Consider the following 2,866-nt stretch of genomic DNA (forward strand, 5'->3'; position numbering starts at 1 on the left):
CGGCGCTGCCGGCGGCGGGGACCGTGGCCTACGACCTCCTGCTCTGGTTCGTCAATCATGTCGGCACGTTTCCCCGCTCGCATCGGTTCGTGCTGGGGGAGCGGATCGAGACGGCCATGCTGGAGGTTATGTTGGGCTTGGTCCGGGCCGCCTCTTCGCGGGACAGGATGCGGGAATCTTGCTTTCTCTGCTGAGCCGCCCTACCCTCCTGCCCGACCACGGAGGGCTTCATGGACGCGGAATCGCTTGGCCAGATTCAGCAGATCGTGACGACCGCCACAACCGAGTTACGGCAAGACATGGCGGCCCTCGAAGGCCGGCTCGCCGGGACGATCACCGCGGTTCGGACCGATTTCACCGAACAGATCGAGGACGCCAAGCGCCACACGGGCGTGCTCATCGAGGATGTCCTCCACAAGCTCGATTTGGTGGTCGGAGGCCATCAAGGTCTTCGCCAACAGATGGCGGAGGTTGAGGCAAAGATTGACCGGGAAGCCCGTGAGACTCGGGCGCTCGTTCAGTTGTCCTACCAGCAGCTCCACCAGCGCGTGGAGAACCTGGAACGTCGCGTCGTGGCCATCGAGCAACACCTCGGACTGTCCGCATCGCAGGCACTCCCAACCCTCGAGCCCCCAAGGTTCTTTCGGTCCAGGCGCGTCTCCTCGCCGCGTCGTCATTGCTCCTGCCCTCGCGATTCTGCCCTCGTGCTGGGCCTCGAGGATCCAACCACACCCTACGCCGTTTGGCGCATTGACCGGCCAGCCGGAATCGGGCATACTGGGTGACCGAGCGCTGCGTCTAGTCACCCCCCCTTGACCGTATGAGCGGAGGGGCGAGAATCGCGTCGCGATAGGCCCCCAGCGTCGGGCTGGGTGGCCCCTGTGAGCACCACCCGCCGCGAGGTGTCGCATGCCACGCCAACCCGTTCTCAGTCTCATCGCAGCCGGGCTGCTGCTGGCGAGCCTGGCCCCGCCCGCCCTGGCCGACACGCGCGGGGTCTTCGTCTCGCCGGCGACCGGCGTGAGCGTCGGCTCCGTCTGGGGCGTCTTCATCGGCGTGTCGAAGTATCAGCAGAAGGAGCTGAACCTCAAATATGCCGACAAGGACGCCCAGGCCTTGCACGACTTTTTCGTCAAACAGTTCAAGGGCCGGATTCCGGCCGACCAGTTCCGCCTGGTCACGAACGAGCAGGCCACGCGCGGGCGCATCTTGAAGGAAGTCAGCGAGGTCCTGCGGCTGGCGCAGCCGGAGGACTTGGTCATTCTCTCCCTGGCCCAGCACGGGCTGCCGGACGCGAGCGGGCACGACCTCTACTTTCTCACCTACAATTCGGATGCGAACCTCCCGGAAGACCAGGGCATCAGCCGGGACGACCTGCTCAAGCAGATCGCGCGCAGCAAGGCGCGCAAGATCGTCCTGTTCCTGGACGCCTGCCACGCCGGGGCCTTCGGGGCGTCGTCCACGCTGCTCGCCATGCGCAACGCCAACGCCGCCGACATCAACCGGATGCTGGTCTCCATGGGGCAGGCGCAGGACGGGATCGCCGTGCTGTCGGCCTCCAGCGCGGCGGAGCGGTCGCAGGAAGGGCCGCAGTTCTGCGGGGGCCACGGGGCCTTCACCTGCGCGCTCCTCACTGGCTTGAAGGGCGCGGCGGACAACGACGGGAACGGCCTGGTCCAGATGCGCGAGCTCTACGACCACACGTATCGGGAGGTCAAACGGCTCACGACAGGGTATCAAAACCCGGAAATCCAGGGTCGGTATGACAACAGCCTGCCGCTGGCGGCGACCGGCAAGGGGGCCCCGCCGCCGTCGCCGCAGACCGGGCCGGCGCCCACGGGCGTGGATCTCAGCGGGTATCACGACCTGGAGGCGGTGGCGGCGCGGGCGGAGCAGCGCGAGCAGGCCTGGGGCAAGGTGCAGGCCTTCGCTGGGAAGACCAGCGTGTCGCGTGAGAAGCGGCTGGCGGCGCTGGACAAGTTCCTCGCGGACTTTCCCGACGACAACCCGCACGCGGCCGAAGCCGAGGCGCTCAAGCAGCAGGTCCACGCCGAGGTCCTCGTCGCCAAGGCCCCGGCCTATGAGGCCCCGCGGCAGATGGGCAAAGAGATCACCGGCCGAGACGGCGCGCCGATGGTGCTGGTGCCGGCGGGGGAGTTCATCATGGGCAGCAACGACGGCGATGCGGATGAGAAGCCGGAGCGCCGCGTCACCCTGGAGGCCTTCTACATCGACAAGTACGAAGTCTCGACGAAGCTGTATGCCACCTTCATCCAAGACACGAGGCGGGCGCAACCGTCCGATTGGTCGCAGCAGGTGGCGCTGGTGGGGAGCGGCGATCGGCCGGTGGTCAATGTCACGTGGCATGATGCCGACGCCTACTGCCGGCACTATGGGAAGCGGTTACCAACTGAGCAGGAATGGGAGAAGGCGGCACGAGGCACAGATGGACGGAAGTACCCCTGGGGCAATGAGGAGCCCAGCAGCCGGCATGCCCTGTTTAACACCCGATGGAACGGCTACGGGACCCTGGCCACGGTGGAGAGTTACGAGGCGGGCAAGAGCCCCTACGGGCTTTACCACATGGCCGGCAATGTCTGGGAGTGGACCAGTTCGGACTACGACAATAGCACCAAAGTGCTGCGCGGCGGGTCGTGGCACAATAATGCGGGGTACGTACGGTCCGCGTATCGGAGCGGGGACAATCCGTCGCGCTGGAACGCCGGCACCGGGTTCCGATGCGCCCAGGACGCCCGCTGACCCTGTGCTCTGTGGGACTGTGACCCTGTGAGGGTTGGATCCGAAATGCCCCCTCACCGTCCCTTCTCCCCCGGCTTCGGGGGAGAGGGCACGGGTGAGGGGCCAG

3 protein-coding genes are annotated in these 2,866 nt (G+C 66.6%); 2 read left to right on the forward strand and 1 reads right to left on the reverse strand.

Annotated features, from left to right (window positions below; translation table 11 throughout):
* Positions 1-194 (forward strand): four helix bundle protein (locus AB1411_16935; GenBank protein ID MEW6545277.1); only part of this gene is annotated, 194 nt, incomplete at its 5' end.
* Positions 195-287: 93 nt separating this feature from the next.
* Here the strand turns inward: AB1411_16935 and AB1411_16940 are convergent.
* Positions 288-590, reverse strand: coding sequence for a hypothetical protein (locus AB1411_16940; protein ID MEW6545278.1), 303 nt, complete (start codon positions 588-590; stop codon positions 288-290).
* A 319-nt stretch (positions 591-909) separates the two neighbouring features.
* On the opposite strand from AB1411_16940, the gene AB1411_16945 reads away from it, so the two are divergent.
* Positions 910-2,760 (forward strand): SUMF1/EgtB/PvdO family nonheme iron enzyme, encoded by a 1,851-nt coding sequence (locus tag AB1411_16945; GenBank protein ID MEW6545279.1) that lies wholly within the window; start codon positions 910-912, stop codon positions 2,758-2,760.
* The last annotated feature ends 106 nt before the right edge of the window (positions 2,761-2,866 follow it).

It is taken from the genome of Nitrospirota bacterium (genome assembly GCA_040757595.1).
GTDB lineage: Bacteria > Nitrospirota > Nitrospiria > Nitrospirales > Nitrospiraceae > JBFLWP01.

What these genes read in the sequence shown, in the direction of transcription:
- AB1411_16945 (MEW6545279.1), top strand. Translation starts at nt 910, where the DNA reads ATGCCACGCCAACCCGTTCTCAGTCTCATCGCAGCCGGGCTGCTGCTG.